This window comes from uncultured Marivita sp. (genome assembly GCF_947488135.1).
Taxonomy (GTDB): domain Bacteria; phylum Pseudomonadota; class Alphaproteobacteria; order Rhodobacterales; family Rhodobacteraceae; genus Marivita.
In genome coordinates this window covers 917,045-931,228 of sequence record NZ_CANKYW010000001.1, presented here as the reverse complement: position 1 = coordinate 931,228, position 14,184 = coordinate 917,045, and the positions used below count along the sequence as shown (strand labels likewise).

Sequence of the window (14,184 nt, the reverse complement as noted above, 5' to 3'; positions counted from 1 at the left end):
ACATGAAAATTCGCAATATTCTTGCAGCATCCACCGCCGTCGTCGCGCTGGCAGGCACTGCCTATGCAGCAGGCCACGAGACCATGAAGATCGGCATCACGCAGAACAATGTCGGCGTGGACAGCTACCAGACCACCTATGAAAAGGCCTTTATCGCTGCCGCCGAGGAAAACGACGCGGTCGAAGCGGTCGTCCTGGATGCTGGCGGCGACGTGGCGCGCCAGATCGCGCAGATGGAAGACCTGATCCAGCAGGAAGTCGATGCCATCATCATCTGGCCGACCAATGGTGAAGCGGTGATCCCCGCTGTCCGCAAGGCGCATCAGGCCGGTATCCCGGTCATCGTCACCAACTCGAACATCGCCGAAGCTGGCTTTGACTTCGTCAAGTCGTTCTCTGGTCCGGACAACATCACCCAAGGCGCCCGCTCGGCCGAGATCATGTGCGACAAGTTCAAGGAGATGGGCATCGCCGATGAAGCGCAGGTCGTGCACATCACCGGCCAGCCGGGCTACACCACGGCCATCGAACGTGCCAAGGGGTTCGAAGACCGCCTGCCCGAGGTTTGCCCGAACGTCACCGTGGTCGACACCCAGCCGGGTGATTGGAACCGCGAGAAGTCGCAGCAGGTCATGGAAGCCTTCCTGGTCAAGTATGACGATATCGATGGTGTCTATGCAGGCGACGACAACATGGGCGTCGGCGCACTGAACGCGGCCAAAGCTGCGGGTCGTGACGGGATCATCTTCGTCGGCGCCACGAACTTTGCCGTGGGCTATGAGGCAATGGCCGCGGGCGAATACTGGGGGTCGATCTACCAGTCCCCGGTCGATGACGCCGAAGCGGCCCTGAAAACGGCGATCGACGTCCTGAGCGGTGAAGACGTGCCGTTCCTCAACTACTTCGACACGCCGAAGATCACGCAGGACAACATGGACGAGTTCACCAAGCCGGTGTTCTAAGGTTCCTCCCGCGTGCGGGGCGCGGCATCGTCTGCGCCCCGCATGTTTGTTTTCCAAATCAGTTTTCAGGGGGGCGCGGCATGGGACGTGTTTCTGACCGTGTCTGTATCGTGACAGGCGCCGCACAGGGCATTGGTCGTGCCATCGGAGAAGCCCTGCTCGACGAAGGGGCAAAGGTCTGTTTCGCCGATATCAATGGCGACAAGGTGGCCGAGGTCGCCGACGCCAATCGCAGCCGGATGAACGGACACGCCGATGCCGTCACCTCGGCGCAGGTCGACGTTACCGATCGCGATCAGGTCCGGGCCATGGTGGCGCACACGGTCGAGACCTTCGGCAGGCTGGACGTGAAGTTCAACAATGCAGGCGTCAACAAGCCTATGAACTTCATGGACGTGACCGAGGACAACTGGAATTTCATCATGGGCGTCAACGGCCTGGGCTGCATGATCGGCATGCAGGAAGCGGCACGCCAGATGATCGCGCAGGGCACCGGTGGCAAGATCATCAACACTGCCTCGATCGCCAGCAGGCAGGGCTTTGACAATGTCGCCCCCTACTGCGCGTCGAAATTCGCGGTCGTGTCGCTGACCCAATCGGGTGCGCGCGATCTGGCGAAACATGATATCACCGTCACGGGCTTTGCCCCCGGGGTCGTCGCCACCGAAATGTGGGAACAGGTCGATCAGGACCTTCTCGACATCGGCGCCGCTGAACGACCCGGACAGGCAATGGAAGAGTTTTCGGCGGAAATCCTGAAGGGACGCGTGGCGTTGCCGCAGGATATTACTGGCACCACGACGTACCTGGCCTCGCGCGACAGTGACTACATGACAGGCCAGATTGTCATGATCGACGGGGGGATGACCTTGGTCTGACCGCACGTGATGGGGAGGGAGACATGACGGAGACGAAACAGAACGCCAGCGACCTTAGGGAGGGGATCATGGCCACACTGACCAAACAACAGATCGGCAGCGTGCTGGCAAAGCAGGGTATCCTGATTGCCTTTGCCGTGTTCATCATCGCGTTCACCATCGCCAATCCGAAATTCCTGTCGGTCGACAACGTGTTCAGCGTCGTGCGGTCGTCGGCCATACTGGGGGTCATGGCACTTGGGGTCACGTTTGTTGTGATCAGCGGCAACCTTGATCTGTCGGTGGGGTCGATGATGTCATTCTCGACCATCGTGGTGTTGGACCTGCACGACAAGATCGGCCCGTTCCTTGCCATTCCGGCCATGTTCGGGATGACATTGTGCCTTGGCGCCTTCATCGGGTTCTTGGTCGGCTATCTCAGGCTCAATTCTCTGATCGTCACCCTTGGCATGTTATCCGCGATCCACGGGTTGACGCTGACCTATTCGGGCGGTCAGAACATGGATATCGCCGACAAGGAAGGCACTTGGTTCAGCGTGTTTGGACAGGGGACCGCGCTTGGTATTCCCGTCCCTATCCTGATCTTCGCAGCACTTGCGGCATTGCTTGGCATCGTGCTTGCCAAAACGGCCTTCGGACGGAAGGTCTACGCGGTGGGCGGCAATGGCACGGCCGCCACTTTCTCGGGCATCAAACGCGCGCGCACCGTGTTCACCTGTTACATCATATCCGCCGCCTGTGTGGCAACAGCGGGGCTGATCCAGGCAAGCCGGTCGCTGGGGTCGCAGAACACTGTTGGCCAAGGGCTGGAGCTTGAAGTGCTGGCCGCAGTCATTCTGGGGGGCGCGTCGCTTCTTGGTGGCTCAGGGACGATCTTCAAGACCGTCATCGGCGTGCTCATCCTTGGTTTTATCCAGAACGGCCTGCTGCTTCTGGGTCTGCAATTCTACGTCCAGTTCATCGTGACCTGGGTCATCATCATCCTTGCTGTCTGGCTCGATATCGCGGCCAAGCGCGGCAAGCTTTTGTCGCCAATCGCGTAAGGGAGAGCAGAACCATGCAACCGGGTGCACTGTCCAAAGCGCTGAAGAACGGCGCGATCTGGGGCTTTATCGTGCTTGAGCTGATCTTCTTCAGCGTCGCAGGCGAATATCTCTCGCTGTCCGACAAAGCCTTCATGGATTACGACAACATGCTGTTGCTGCTCAAGCAGTCGGCTCCCATCGGCATCATCGCCATGGGCATGACGATCGTGATGGTGAACGGCAATATCGACCTGAGTGTCGGGGCCACCTATGCCATCGCCGCGATCATCCTGCTGGACAGCATGACCTGGCCGATCTTCGCGGGCCTTGGCGATTGGGTGATCCCGGTGGCCTGCCTGCTGGCGCTTGCGGTTGGAACCCTCCTGGGGGCGCTGAACGGTTTGATCGTGTGGAAAACCGGGGTGGATGCGTTCATCGTGACACTGGGCTCCATGCTCGGCTTCCGGGGCATCGTCTTCATGTTCAACGGCGAAAACCCCACGAGCCACCTCAACTGGACTCTGGTCGATATCGCCGAAGCCGAGTTTCTGGGGCTTGCCACGGCGTCGTGGTTCCTGCTGGCGGTCACTTTGGTGATCTGGTTCGTGATGACCAAGACCGTGCACGGCCGCAATGCCTATGCCATCGGTGACAATCGCGAGGCGGCTGTCAACGCAGGGATCCGCGTCGGGCCACATATGATGATCAACTTCGCCATCATCGGTTTCCTCGCAGCACTCTCCGCAGTGGTCTTCTATTCGGAGTCCGGGTCGGTAAATCCCAATGACGGGCAACTTTACGAGCTGTGGGTCATCACGGCGGTTGTTCTGGGCGGCACCAAAATCACCGGCGGCGCAGGCAGCGTCATGGGCACCTTCGGTGGCGTCATCGCCATTCAGCTTCTGCGCAAGGGGCTGGGCCATATCGGGGCCGATACCTCGACTGTGAACCTCGTGATCGGCCTGATCCTTATCGCGGTGCTGTTCCTCGAACGGCAACTGAACGTCAAAGGCAAAGAGGAGTTGAAGGTATGACCGACGCGAAACCCGTTCTCCACCTCGACGACATCGTCAAGACTTTCCCCGGTGTGCGCGCGCTCGACGGAGTTTCCTTCTCGGTCATGCCGGGCGAGGTACATGCCTTGATGGGCGAAAACGGCGCTGGCAAGTCGACGCTCATGAAGGTGCTTGGCGGCATCTACCAACCCGACGGCGGCGCGATCTATATGGGCGACCACAAGGTGGTCATGGCAGGTCCGCTCGAAGCCAAGGCCAAAGGCATCGTGTTCATTCACCAGGAACTCAGCCTTGCCGAAGAACTGACTGTCGCGGAAAACATCTACCTCGGGGAACTGCCGCGAAAGAGCTTTGGTCGCGTCGATTGGGCGACACTTGCGGAGCGCACAAATGCGATCCTGAAGAAGCTCAATGTCGGGTTCGACGCAAAAACCCGCGTAGGCGACCTGTCCATTGCCAATCAGCAGATGGTCGAGATTGCCCGCGCTCTCACCGTGGACGCCAAGGCGGTGATCTTCGACGAACCCACCGCCTCGTTGACGGATGCGGAAAAGTCCGTGTTGTTCGACGTTATCGCTGATCTCAAATCCGAAGGCGTGGGGATCATCTATATCTCGCACCGGATGGAGGAGATCTTCAAGATCACCGACCGCATCTCGATCCTGCGGGACGGGCAATACCAAGGCACCGTGGCCACGGCGGACACCGACGAAGAAGCCGTGACTCAGATGATGATCGGTCGCACGCTGGACCTCAGCCGAAACGCATCGCACCACGAACTGGGCGATGTTGCACTAGAAGTGCGCGGTCTGAGCTGCGGCAAACTCTATCAGGACGTGAGCTTCGAGGTTCGCCGGGGTGAGGTCGTGGGCTTTTACGGTCTCGTCGGTGCAGGCCGAACCGAGATCGCCGAAACGCTGTTCGGTCTGCGCGACCCCTCCGCCGGTAAGATCCTTCTCGACGGCGAAGAGGTGCGCATTCACTCCCCCGCCGACGCGATTGCGCGAGGTATCAGCCTCGTTCCCGAAGACCGCAAGGGGCAAGGGCTCGTGCTGGGCATGAATTGCCGGGACAACATGACCCTGCCGCAGGTCGATGACCTCAAGGCCGGGCCGTTCGTGGCCGAAGGGGCCGAAATTGCGATCTTCGACCAGTACCGCGACCGGCTGGATATTCGCACGCCGGGGTGGAAACAGCAGGTCGGCAACCTGTCGGGCGGCAACCAGCAGAAAATCGTCATTGGCAAATGGCTCTCTATGCATCCCAATGTGCTGATCGTGGACGAACCCACGCGCGGTATCGACGTGGGCAGCAAATCGGAAATTCACAAGCTGCTACGAGAACTTGCCGCGCAGGGTTATGCGGTCATGGTCATCAGCTCGGAAATGCCCGAGGTGCTGCACGTCTCCGACCGGATCGTCGCCATGTATTCGGGCCGGATCATGCGGACCTTCACTTCGGAAGAGGTCAGCGAAGATAATCTCATTCAAGCCATTTCCGGGATCAAATCGAACGAGGCCGCGTGATGCGGATCGGCTTTGCAGGATTGGGCCGGATGGGTGTGCCGATGGCGCGAAACCTCGCGCGTGCGGGCTTCGACCTGACCGTCTGGAACCGTACCACCTCAAAGGCGCTGGCGTTTGCGGACGAGATTGGGTGCGCGGTCGCGGAGACACCACGCGATCTGGCCGAGACCTGCGATGTCGTGATCAGCATGTTGGCGGACGATACCTCCTCGGAAGCGTTTCACCTTGGGGACAAAGGCGTATTTGCGTCCACAGCGCCGTCTTTCGTGGTGGTGATGGGTACAATGAGTCCGGAACACATTGCTGCGCTCGTCGCGGCCGCGCCAGACGGAACCACGGTCATCGACGCCCCAGTCTCCGGCGCGACGCAGGCGGCAAGCGATGCGCAGCTGCTGATCATGGCCGGGTGTACGGAACAGGACGGGGCAACACTGGCGCCGCTCTTCGAGGCAATGGGCAAGCGGACCGTCTATCTTGGCCGTCCGGGTGCGGGCGCGATCATGAAGCTGGCGGTGAACGCCCTGATCCACGGCATGAACCAGACCGTGTCCGAGGCGCTGAGCCTGACGGACAAGGCCGGCATCGCACCGGACCTCGCGTTCGACGTGATCGAAGCCAGCGCGGCGGCGGCACCGATGCTGTCCTACCGCCGCCCGCTTTACCTTGATGACCGCGCGCATGACGTGACCTTCACCGTCTCGCTGGCGCGCAAGGACATGGAAATCACGGCAGCCCTGGCGCACGACCTGGGCGTATCCTTTCCGCAAGGGCGCGAAACCCTCGCGCGTTTGAAGGACGCCGAAGCGCAGGGATATGGCGACCGGGACATGGCGGCGATGCGCGATTACATGCGAAAGGAAAGCCCATGAAAGCGGTTCTGTTTGTCGGCGGCTGGGAAGGCCATGCGCCGACCGAGTTTGCGGACTGGTACAAGGCGCTGCTGGAAGACAACGGTTTCGATGTCGATGTCTACGACACGATGGAGCCTTTGGAGCGTCCCGAGACCCTGGCAGATGTGGACCTGATCACACCGATCTGGTCCTCGGCCCGATCCGGCCACCGCACGGAATTCGGCAACATGACCAAACCGCAGGAAGACGGGTTGCTCAAGCTGATCGGCGATGGCTGCGGCATTGCGGGCTGGCACGGTCACATGGGCGACGCGTTTCGCGACCGGCCCACCTATCACTTCCTGATCGGCGGGCAGTTCGTTGCCCACCCCCCGGGCTGGCCGGACAATCTGCAACCGCGCGAGGATTACATCGACTACGATGTGACGATCTGCAAACCGGACGATCCCATCGTTGAGGGGATCCGCAGCTTCCGGCTGACCTCGGAACAATACTACATGCTGGTCGATCCTTCGAACGAGGTTCTGGCCACCACGACCTTTTCGGGCGATCACCTGTGGTGGATTGAAGGCACGGTGATCCCGGTGGTCTGGAAACGTCGCTGGGACAAGGGACGCGTTTTCTACTGCTCGATCGGGCACGAACTTGATGATTTGAAAGTCCCGCAGGTAACTGAGATCATCCGGCGCGGCAGCCTTTGGGCCGCTGCGGGAAAATCCCGGTGATGCAGCGCCGCCTGCCTGCACCGACCACATAACGGAACGATAAGGAGAACCAATGAAACTTCTGCGCTATGGTGCCCCGGGTGCCGAGAAACCGGGCCTGCTCGATGCGTCCGGCCGTGTCCGCGATCTGTCGGGCGTTGTCGCCGATATCGGTGGCGACGCACTGCGCCCGTCCGGGTTGAAAGCACTGCAAAGTCTGGACCCGGACACGTTGCCGGTTGTCGATGGTACTCCGCAAGACGACCTGCGTCTCGGGCCCTGCGTCGGGAGCGTTGGCAAATTCGTCTGCATTGGTCTCAACTATGCCGATCACGCCGAAGAGGCCGGTATGCCAATCCCGCCCGAACCGATCATCTTCAACAAATGGACCTCGGCCATCTGCGGTCCGAACGACCCAATCCAGGTCCCGCGCGGATCAGAGAAAACCGATTGGGAGGTCGAGCTGGGCGTCGTGATCGGCGAACCCGGGGTCTATATCGACGAAGCGGATGCGATGAACCACGTCGCGGGTTTTTGCGTCATCAACGACGTATCCGAACGCGAATACCAGCTGGACCGGGCCGGAACATGGGACAAGGGCAAGGGCTGCGACACGTTCGGGCCGACCGGTCCGTGGCTCGTCACCCCCGACGAGGTGGGCGATGTCGACAATCTCGAGATGTGGTTGGACGTCGACGGGGAGCGTATGCAATCCGGCAGCACGGCGACCCTGATCTTCAAGGTGCCGCATCTGATCTCGTATTGCAGCCAGTTCATGAGCATGCAACCCGGCGACATCATCTCGACCGGTACGCCTCCGGGTGTGGGCATGGGCAAGAAGCCACCGCGCTACCTCAAGGGCGGCGAAGTCGTGACGCTGGGCATCGCGGGTCTGGGTGAACAAGCCTCCCCGGTCCTGGCCGCGAAAGGCTGAAGAAACCTCCTAGAGGTCGTCCTGAACACGCGTTTCAGGACGGCCCTCCTTTCAAACCGCGCCGGGACGCAGAATCTCGCCCGGCTCCACGCCACGCTTGATGGCGCTTTCCCGAACCGCCTCCTGCAAAGCCGTGCTGCGGCCCAGAAGACGGCGGAACCGGGCCTCATCCAGAACCAGCAATGTCGATGGTGCGATGGCCCGAACCTCGGCCCGGCGCGCCTTGTTCACGAGGATCGAGAGCTGTCCGAACATCTCGCCGCGCCCCAGACGCCAGGTCTGACCTGCGGTTTCGAGCTCGACCGCGCCGGAGGCGATGAAAAACACGTTCTTCGCCGCAGTGTTCTTGCGCATGATCAGGTCGCCCGCATTGACGTAACGCGTCTTGAGCGCCCGGCCAAGCCGGTTGAGCGCGGCATCGTCGAGATCGGCGAAAAGCGGGAATTGCCGCACCAGTTCCGCCCATCGTAGTGCGATATCGAGGCTTGGTCGATCTTCAGCCGCCGCGCGCCGCGTGTCGAGATCCCGCATAAGCGACGCGTATACTTCGGCCCCGATCAAACCGTCCTCGCGCATCGCGGTATATTCCCGCTCCTCCAGTCGCAGAGCGGTGCGTCGGATGAAGCGCCGTTCCAGTTCCTCGGCATAGCCCGGGTATTGCAGGCGTAGCCCCTCAAGCGCCGTGTCCACCGCCTCGATCCGCCGGGACAACAGTTCCTGAAGCAGATCGGCGACACGACGCCCGTGGATGCGCAAAATTCGCCCGTCGATAAAGGCGCCGAGGTCGCGCAGGATCAGGCGTTGGGACAGCAAAAGCTCGAACCGGTCGGCGGTCATGCGGGCCAGAGGCCAGGAGACACCGATACGGTTGTTCAGGATCACCGCAGCGCGAAAGGATTTTCCGTAGGCCACGCTGCGACGCGCGGCACGCTGGTATCCACTGCGACCTTGCGACCGCGCGCCTTCGATCAGCCGGTCCGCATCCGACAACACCTGTTCGGCCATCCGCGCCGAAATCGTCCGTTCGCGCATCCGTGCGAGGATCGTGTCGCGCTCCTGCCCCGCGAGCGCAATCAAGCCGAGCGTAATCCGGTCACGGTCGAGGATGTCGGCGCTGTCCTCGGCGGATTTGACGGCTTCGTCCAGCCGCTCCGCAAAGTACTTGGCTTCGGACCGCACGGTGTCGCGGTTCAGGTCGTAATTCCTGGTCGTCTCGGCCACGTCCTCGCGCACAGTCTGCAAAGAGACCGCGACCACCTGCCGCGACAGCGCCTCGTCGATGGGCGACAACCGGTCGAGGCCCAGCCGCCCGATGACCCAGCGCAGGGTTGTACCCTGAACGATGAGCGTGAACAGCGTGAAGCCCGTAGCTAGGATGCCGACAACGCGCTGGATGCCGTCGGGTACCCGGAAGCTTTCGGTCACCGCCAATGCCAGCGCCAACGTCACCGCTCCCCGAAGACCGCCCCAGAGGATTGCCGCCCGATAAGGTCGCTCGACCGGAGGGGAGAGTTTGAGCACCGTCAGAAGCGGCAACAGACCGAAGAGGATCACCACCCGCGCGGCGATCGCTGCCAGCACGACGACCCCCACCAGCAGGAAGTCCTCGACCCGGACCTCTTCCAGCAGGCGAGGGATCAGAAGCGCAGCAAGGATAAAGATGAGCGCCCCCGCCCAATGCGCGAGAACGTCCCACACTTCGCGCAGATTGACCCAAGCCTGTGGCGGCAGGCGACCCGGAGCGGTCAGGTTCAGGGTCAGGCCCGACGCGACCACGGCGATCACGCCAGACGCCCCGATGCTTTGCTCGGCCCCGATATAGGCGAGGTAGGGCAATGCCACCGAGATCGAGATTTGCGCCAGTTCGTGCCGCCGGAACAGCGCCATCAACCAGACCGCAATCCGCGCCGCGAACCACCCTGTCAGCGCGCCACCGGCGATCAGGACCGGAAACCGGGTCAGCGCGTCTGCCAGTTTCGGATCCGGAACGCCGAGCATCACGAAGCCCATGAAGAGGCCAAACAGCGCGATCGCGGCGGCGTCGTTCAAAAGGCTTTCGCCCTCGATGATGCGCGCAAGGCGACGCGGGGCCGAGATCGACCGGAAGATCGAGACCACGGCAGATGGATCGGTGGTCGAAACGATGGCACCGATCAACAGACAGGCGGCAAGCGGCAAGGCACTGACCCAGAAAAGCGCGTATCCGACGCTCAGGGTTGCCACGACGACCGCGACGATGGCGAGCATCAGGATCGGCACCCAATCGTCGAGCATCCTGCGCAGGTTCATGCCCAGTGTCGCCTGGAACAGCAATGTCGGCAGGAAAACGTAAAGGAAAACGTTGGACCGGATGGGTAACCCGAGGATCGCTTCGGCCACCGGGTTCAGCGCATCCGTCAGATCGGTGCGCAGGAAAAAGATCGCCCCTGCCCCGATCAGAACGCCGAGCACCGCCAGGATCACGCTATACGGCAGCCGCAACCGCGCCGCCAAAGGCTCGGCGACCCCGATCACGAGGAAGAGCGACGCAATGATCGTTGTGACGAGTACGATATCCACCTGGCTGAAGTAGCGGGAATTTCAGACAGAGGGAATTGAGAAGCCGTGTGCATCTGGCAGAAATATTGCCACGGCCAGCGGCTCTTCGTCAGCGATGTGGAACGCTAGCCTCCTGAGCGTACCCATGATCGTTGAATACGCACCGACGCTTCGCTTGGACGCGATTTGCGGTCGGCGAGCCCGCGTATCCTCCGCGCCCTACGAACGCTCCCGCCGGATCACACCCGTTCGATCGCCACGGCAACGCCCTGCCCGACGCCGACGCACATCGTGGACAGGGCGCGGGTGCCTCCGGTGATCTGCAACTGCAAGGCGGCGGTGCCCACGATCCGCGCACCGGACATTCCCAAAGGATGGCCCAAGGCGATCGCCCCGCCATTCGGATTCACTCTTGGGTCGTCATCGGCAAGGCCGAGATCGCGCAATGTCGCGAGGCTCTGGCTTGCGAAGGCCTCGTTGAGTTCGATCACATCGAAATCCGACGGCGAAAGACCAAAGCGCGCCATCAGCTTCTTCGATGCGGGGGCCGGGCCGATGCCCATGATACGCGGCGGAACGCCGACCGCACATCCCCCCAGAACGCGGGCGATCGGCGTAAGACCATGCGCCTTTGCGGCCTCTTCCGAGGCGAGGATCAGCGCCGCTGCACCATCGTTCACACCAGAGGCGTTGCCTGCCGTGACCGACCCACCATCGCGGAACGGCGCGCGGAGTTTGCCCAATGCCTCCAGAGTGGTGTCCGGACGCGGGTGTTCATCCATATCGACCGCATGCGGATCGCCGCGACGCTGCGGGATGGAGACCGAGGTGATCTCGGGTGCCAGGCGTCCGTCGGCCATCGCCGCACCGGCCTTCTGCTGTGATCGGATCGCGAAGGCGTCCTGATCCTCGCGGCTGATCTCAAACGCCTCGGCAACGTTCTCGGCGGTTTCCGGCATCGACTCCACGCCGTATTGCGCTTTTATGATCGGGTTGATGAAGCGCCAGCCGATGGTGGTGTCCTCGATCACTGCGGTGCGGGAAAAGGCGCTGTCGGCTTTCGGCATGACGAACGGCGCTCGTGACATGCTTTCGACACCTCCGGCGATCATGATGTCCGCTTCCCCGGCCCGGATTGCCCGAGACGCGGCGATCACCGCGTCCATCCCCGACCCGCACAACCGGTTCAGAGTGACGCCCGGCACCGTTTCCGGCAGCCCCGCCAGCAAGACCGCCATGCGCGCCACGTTGCGGTTGTCTTCGCCCGCCTGGTTGGCACATCCAAGTATTACTTCGTCGATCGCGGCCCAGTCCACACGGCTGTTGCGGGCCATCAGCGCCCGCAGAGGCACGGCGGCAAGATCGTCCGTCCGAACCGACGAAAGCGCACCTGCGTAGCGGCCGATCGGCGTCCGGATGTAGTCGCAGATAAAAGCGTCACGCATGGCCCAGTTTCCTTCTTTCGATCTCGACACGCTGGGTCCGTAATGGGGCGAGCATGGCCTCGACGTGCTCTGCATCTGCGGGTCGTCCCTCGGCCTGCGCGACGGCTTTCACCATACGCGCGATCCGGTCCGGTGTCTGGTTCGACGCCCACCACAGCGGACCGCCCGTCCAACGCGGGAAACCATAGCCGTGAACCAGTGTCACATCGATGTCCCCGGGGCGCTGCGCGATCTCTTCGGACAGGACATGCGCGGCCTCGGTCAGGATCGCGCCAAGCAACCTGTCCTGGATCTCTTCGGCGGAAACACCACGCGGTGTGACCGATTTCACCTTTTGCGCCTCTGCAATGATCCTCGCGACCGTATCCGACGCCACTGGCTTGCCGTCGGTATAGTCATACCACCCGCCCCCGGTCTTTCGACCAAAGCGCCCGGCCTCGCACAAGCGGTCGGGGATATCCACGTATCGCATGTCGGGATCCCGGGTCACCGCCTGTCGCTTGCGCATCGCCCAGGCGATATCGAACCCGGAGAGATCGCCCACCGCGCAGGGACCCATGGCAAATCCAAAGGCGGTCGCCGCCATATCCACGTCCTGCGGCGACGCCCCGTCCTCAATCATGAATTCCGCGTGCCGACGATAGGCGGCGTAGATGCGATTGCCGATAAACCCCTCGGCCACCCGCGCCACGACGGGGTGCTTGCCCAGCTTCTTCGCAAAAGCCAGTCCTGTGGCAAGCGCCCGGTCGGACGTTTTCGCCGCGAGTACCACTTCGAGAAGCTTCATCACGTCTGCGGGGCTGAAGAAATGCAGGCCGATCACGTCCTGCGCGCGTGAGGTGGCAGCGGCCATGTCGTCGATGTCGAGATAGGATGTGTTGGTGGCCAGCACCGCCTGCGGTTTAAGAATGCGGTCGAGGTCCTGAAAGACGCGTGTCTTGAGCGCCATGTCCTCGAACACCGCTTCAATCACAAGGTCACAGTCAGAGAGGTCCGCAATCTGATCGCTCACGGTCAGCAGTTGCATCCGGCGTTCAGCTTCGGCGTCCGTCACGCGCCCCTTGGAAACGGCGGCGTGCAAGGCGTCCTCCAACGCAGCCCTGACAGCGTCGCGCGACGCCGCGTCCCGCTCGATCAATGTGACGGGAAGACCCGCCGCAAGGACCGCGCGACAGATGCCCAGTCCCATCGTTCCGCCGCCGACGATCCCGACCCTCTCTAAAGTTGACGCCGGTTCGGTCAGTCCGTCGACCCGCGCAGCCGCGCGTTCGGCGAAGAACAGATGGCGCAATGCGAACGCGTCCTCCTGCAACCTGAGCGACTGAAACGCGGCGCGTTCCCGTTTCAAGCCGTCCTCCACCGTTGTTTCGCCGGAGAGCTTGATCAAGGAAACCGCCTCGACAACGTTCGGGCGTCCCTTCCCGCGCCGCAGCGCGGCGGTTTCCGCTGCTGTCAGAGCCGAAGGGTTCGGGACGGGAATGGCCATGTCGCGCAGGCGGCGCTTGGTCGGGGCCGCTTCGATCGCGCGCATTGCGGTTGCGGCCATATCCTCGGGACCAGACGTGTCGGCCAGCGCGTCGATCAACCCAAGCTCTAGCGCGTCCGGCGCGGGCACGCGGCGACCGGAGCAGATGAGGCTGATCGCCTCGGGAATGCCCGTCAGGCGCGGCAGGCGTTGCGTGCCACCCGCGCCGGGCAGAATACCCAGCGTCACCTCCGGCAAGCCCACGACCGCATCCCGCGCTGCGACGCGCAGGTCGCAGCCAAGCGCGAGTTCGAAGCCTCCGCCCAGTGCTGCCCCATGGATCGCAGCGCAAACAACATGGGGGCTGTCTTCGATTGCCGCAATCACCTCGGGCAGTTCCGGAGCCTGCAACGGAGCACCGAATTCCCGGATGTCCGATCCCGCGATGAAACTGCGCCCCGCTCCGATGATCACGATGCCGCGCAGGTCAAGCGTTGCGGCCTCTGTCAGACAGGCCAACAACTCCGTCCGCACTGGCGTCGACCCGGCATTCACCGGCGGATTGTCGATCGTCACGATGCCGAAACCGTCGCGGCGTTCAAGACGGACAACCAAGTCATTGCGGCTCATGAGAAATCTCTTCGATAGTCAGGTCGCGATGGCGAAGCCACCGCCGTGAGCGCGATCATGCAAGCCACCGGTCGCCATCGCAAGGGGCGATGATCGGCGGCTGGATGCCTTGCTTGGGCGAAAGGCGGCGCGTGTGATATGATGAGACGGTCGGAGCGGTCTTGTCAGAAGCATAGGCCGGTCGCGCATTTCAGGGGGGCTTGGCAAAGA

Annotated in this window: 11 protein-coding genes; 8 read left to right on the top strand and 3 right to left on the bottom strand. The window is 62.3% G+C overall.

The window, feature by feature from the left end; all coding sequences use genetic code 11:
• Positions 1 to 2: 2 nt before the first annotated feature.
• From Q1B16_RS04655 to Q1B16_RS04620, 8 genes are all read left to right on the top strand, one after another.
• Positions 3 to 962 (top strand): sugar ABC transporter substrate-binding protein, encoded by a 960-nt coding sequence (locus Q1B16_RS04655; RefSeq protein WP_299785054.1) that lies wholly within the window; start codon positions 3 to 5, stop codon positions 960 to 962.
• 80 nt (positions 963 to 1,042) lie between these two features.
• A complete protein-coding gene (locus Q1B16_RS04650; protein ID WP_299785053.1) occupies positions 1,043 to 1,840 on the top strand; it encodes an SDR family oxidoreductase in 798 nt (265 codons plus the stop codon).
• Between the two features lie 68 nt (positions 1,841 to 1,908).
• Positions 1,909 to 2,883, top strand: coding sequence for an ABC transporter permease (locus Q1B16_RS04645; protein ID WP_299785990.1), 975 nt, complete (start codon positions 1,909 to 1,911; stop codon positions 2,881 to 2,883).
• Between the two features lie 14 nt (positions 2,884 to 2,897).
• Positions 2,898 to 3,899: an ABC transporter permease gene (locus tag Q1B16_RS04640; protein WP_299785051.1), complete on the top strand. Its 1,002-nt coding sequence runs from the start codon at positions 2,898 to 2,900 to the stop codon at positions 3,897 to 3,899.
• Positions 3,896 to 5,407 carry a sugar ABC transporter ATP-binding protein gene (locus tag Q1B16_RS04635; protein ID WP_299785050.1) on the top strand — a complete coding sequence of 504 codons (1,512 nt, stop codon included), beginning with the start codon at positions 3,896 to 3,898 and terminating at the stop codon, positions 5,405 to 5,407. Before Q1B16_RS04640 ends, Q1B16_RS04635 begins: the two co-directional genes overlap by 4 nt.
• A complete protein-coding gene (locus Q1B16_RS04630) occupies positions 5,407 to 6,276 on the top strand; it encodes an NAD(P)-dependent oxidoreductase (protein WP_299785049.1) in 870 nt (289 codons plus the stop codon). The genes Q1B16_RS04635 and Q1B16_RS04630 overlap by 1 nt, the downstream gene beginning before the upstream one ends.
• Positions 6,273 to 6,983 carry a ThuA domain-containing protein gene (locus tag Q1B16_RS04625; protein WP_299785048.1) on the top strand — a complete coding sequence of 237 codons (711 nt, stop codon included), beginning with the start codon at positions 6,273 to 6,275 and terminating at the stop codon, positions 6,981 to 6,983. The genes Q1B16_RS04630 and Q1B16_RS04625 overlap by 4 nt, the downstream gene beginning before the upstream one ends.
• Positions 6,984 to 7,035: 52 nt before the next feature.
• Complete coding sequence (locus Q1B16_RS04620) at positions 7,036 to 7,896, top strand: fumarylacetoacetate hydrolase family protein (RefSeq protein ID WP_299785047.1); 861 nt, start codon at positions 7,036 to 7,038, stop codon at positions 7,894 to 7,896.
• 51 nt (positions 7,897 to 7,947) lie between these two features.
• Here the strand turns inward: Q1B16_RS04620 and Q1B16_RS04615 are convergent, their stop codons facing one another.
• The 3 genes from Q1B16_RS04615 to Q1B16_RS04605 form a co-directional block, all read right to left on the bottom strand.
• On the bottom strand, positions 7,948 to 10,455 hold the full coding sequence (locus tag Q1B16_RS04615) for a cation:proton antiporter (protein ID WP_299785046.1): 2,508 nt from the start codon (positions 10,453 to 10,455) through the stop codon (positions 7,948 to 7,950).
• 218 nt (positions 10,456 to 10,673) lie between these two features.
• Entirely contained in the window at positions 10,674 to 11,879 is a 1,206-nt protein-coding gene (gene pcaF / locus Q1B16_RS04610; RefSeq protein ID WP_299785045.1) for a 3-oxoadipyl-CoA thiolase, read from the bottom strand.
• Entirely contained in the window at positions 11,872 to 13,974 is a 2,103-nt protein-coding gene (locus Q1B16_RS04605; protein WP_299785044.1) for a 3-hydroxyacyl-CoA dehydrogenase NAD-binding domain-containing protein, read from the bottom strand. The genes pcaF and Q1B16_RS04605 overlap by 8 nt, the downstream gene beginning before the upstream one ends.
• Between the last annotated feature and the right edge of the window lie 210 nt (positions 13,975 to 14,184).

What these genes read in the sequence shown, in the direction of transcription:
- Q1B16_RS04645 (WP_299785990.1), top strand. Translation starts at nt 1,909, where the DNA reads ATGGCCACACTGACCAAACAACAGATCGGCAGCGTGCTGGCAAAGCAG.
- Q1B16_RS04640 (WP_299785051.1), top strand. Translation starts at nt 2,898, where the DNA reads ATGCAACCGGGTGCACTGTCCAAAGCGCTGAAGAACGGCGCGATCTGG.
- Q1B16_RS04635 (WP_299785050.1), top strand. Translation starts at nt 3,896, where the DNA reads ATGACCGACGCGAAACCCGTTCTCCACCTCGACGACATCGTCAAGACT.
- Q1B16_RS04625 (WP_299785048.1), top strand. Translation starts at nt 6,273, where the DNA reads ATGAAAGCGGTTCTGTTTGTCGGCGGCTGGGAAGGCCATGCGCCGACC.
- pcaF (WP_299785045.1), bottom strand. Translation starts at nt 11,879, where the DNA reads ATGCGTGACGCTTTTATCTGCGACTACATCCGGACGCCGATCGGCCGC.
- Q1B16_RS04605 (WP_299785044.1), bottom strand. Translation starts at nt 13,974, where the DNA reads ATGAGCCGCAATGACTTGGTTGTCCGTCTTGAACGCCGCGACGGTTTC.
- Q1B16_RS04630 (WP_299785049.1), top strand. Translation starts at nt 5,407, where the DNA reads ATGCGGATCGGCTTTGCAGGATTGGGCCGGATGGGTGTGCCGATGGCG.
- Q1B16_RS04650 (WP_299785053.1), top strand. Translation starts at nt 1,043, where the DNA reads ATGGGACGTGTTTCTGACCGTGTCTGTATCGTGACAGGCGCCGCACAG.
- Q1B16_RS04655 (WP_299785054.1), top strand. Translation starts at nt 3, where the DNA reads ATGAAAATTCGCAATATTCTTGCAGCATCCACCGCCGTCGTCGCGCTG.
- Q1B16_RS04620 (WP_299785047.1), top strand. Translation starts at nt 7,036, where the DNA reads ATGAAACTTCTGCGCTATGGTGCCCCGGGTGCCGAGAAACCGGGCCTG.